1 protein-coding gene and 1 pseudogene are annotated in these 2,042 nt (G+C 69.2%); both read left to right on the top strand.

What is annotated here, in order from left to right:
* Nucleotides 1-14: 14 nt before the first annotated feature.
* Nucleotides 15-923: a cell filamentation protein Fic gene (locus RWX45_RS12000; RefSeq protein ID WP_316023951.1), complete on the top strand. Its 909-nt coding sequence runs from the start codon at nt 15-17 to the stop codon at nt 921-923.
* 684 nt (nt 924-1,607) lie between these two features.
* Nucleotides 1,608-2,042: pseudogene (locus RWX45_RS11995) on the top strand (hypothetical protein); the annotation flags it as partial.

The following is a 2,042-nucleotide window of genomic DNA, read 5'->3' as shown; positions in this document are numbered from 1 at the left end:
GCCCCAACTCTTCTGTGCGCCCGGCCCGCCCCAGCCCTATCATCCAGGCGCTGGAGGCATTGGCCGCGGATGAGCGGGTCAAACGAGCCGAGGAGGCACTGCGCGACGCCTCCGCCGAACTGCGCTGGCACGAGGCCCTGCGTCGGCGCTGGCGGGAAGCACGCGCCGAAGCAGCCGTCCGTGGCGCCGTCGCCTCAGCCGCTGTTGAGGGCGCCGTCCTGCCCGCTGCGATCCTGCGCGACGCCGTCGCCGAGCGGGCCCTCACCGAGGCCTCCACCGGCGACTCTTCCCTCGACGCCGCTGCCGGCCTCTGGCGCGCCGGTGTGCGTCTGACCGAATGGATGCCAGACCTGCGCGGCGAGGGACGCCCGACCCAGCCGAGTCCGCGCACGTTGCTCACTGCCCTCCACCGGGACGTCGCCGGACCGCTTGCGGCCACTGGACGGATTCCCCTGGACGCCGTCGCCATCCCTCGTGCTGCAGGGCGATCTCCGATCGAAGGCGGTCCCGGAACGGCGCCCGACGGCGAAGTGCTGCGCTCCCGCATCGAGGCGCTGCTTGAGCTCATTGACGCTCCCGGGGCTCCGGCATTGGTGCGTGCTGCCATCGCCCACGGTGAGATGGTGACCGCACGGCCCTTCACCGCCGCTAATGCGGCCGTCGGACGGCTGCTCGTGCGCCACCTCATCACCCGTGACGGCCTGGAACCGACCGGCGTGGCCGTCACCGACCAGTACGCCGCCCGGGTGCCGGTCGCCTATGCCGACGCGGCGAGTGCCTATGCCTCCGGGGAGCCCGACGGCGTGGTCGCCTGGATTGTGTGGCAAGCCGAGGCGATTCTTGTGGGCATTGAGGAGGCGCAGTCCATCTGCCGGTCGATCCAGGCCGGAACCACCCGGCCGCCCACCCACACCGACCGCTAGCACCTCCCTTCACCGAAACCGGCACAAGTAACACGCCCAAACCGGCACTAATGACGCGTCGAGACCGGCACTAATGACGCGTCGAGACCGGCACAAGTGACGTGGCCGATCCGGCGGGTGCGGGGCGGGGATTGGGGAGGAAGGACTACGCCGGTGGTCCCCTTGTGGTGGCCGAGCCGCCGAGTGGTGTCACGGAGCGTTGTCGGGGGTGCTGACGGTTCGGCACTTGGCCGGACGATTCGTACCTTCCGGTCAACGGTTCGTACCTTCGGGTGGACGCTTCGGCACGTAACCCGACGGTTCGGCACCCTGGCTGCCGAACCGTCACACCAACTGCCGAAGCGCATGCAGCAAGTGCCGAACCGCCGTCAACAAGTACGAACCGTCCTGCGTTGGCGGGTTCCTGTGCTCCTTTCCAGCAGGAATGCCCAGGGAGATGACGCAGCGCGACTACGGCTAAGCCCCAAGGACTCCTTGCCATGTTTCGCCCGGGTTCCGTGACTGGCGTCCACAGGCAGGGTTCGAAGCTACCGTCGACAGGTGCCGTCCACAGCTTAGGAACGCAAAACGTGCGGTTCGGACTGTTCGGCTCCACCCTGGTGCCGTCACGTTGAAAGCGGCGTGATCTCCCGCCGTGCGGGATCGCTCACCAAGCACATCTGACAAGGGTGTCAGGAGGAACTCATGGATGCCGACATCACTGCTCCACTTACCCCCGGGGTGCGGGTGCTGCTCGCTGGCTCCTTTCCCACGGGGGCTCAGGCCGCGCGTGCTGGCGCCCGTCCTGCGGGAGCTCAGACCGCCCACCCCGACGTCCTGGCGGAGGAGATTCTCCCGGACTTCCCTCACGATGTGGCGCGCACCTGCACCGGCGCCGCCCCGGTGCTGTGCCCCCGCAATGCGGACGCCGACGACGCCGCGCACGCACTGCTCGCCGAACCGGACGTGTCGGCGGTCGTCCTCCTGATGGGCAGGGATCGGGAAGCCGGACGGTCTGCTCACACGCCGACCGCCAGCGCGGCTCGCACGATCACCGACCCCGCCGACTCGCGAGTCATATACGGCAGCCTCGAAGACTGCTGCCGCCCCGACGGCGCCGACCGGCTCGTTGCCCTACTG

This window comes from Actinomyces sp. MRS3W (assembly GCF_032465695.1).
Lineage (GTDB): Bacteria > Actinomycetota > Actinomycetes > Actinomycetales > Actinomycetaceae > Actinomyces.
The sequence above is the reverse complement of the archived record's forward strand: the minus strand, read 5'-3'. Positions and strand labels throughout refer to the sequence as shown.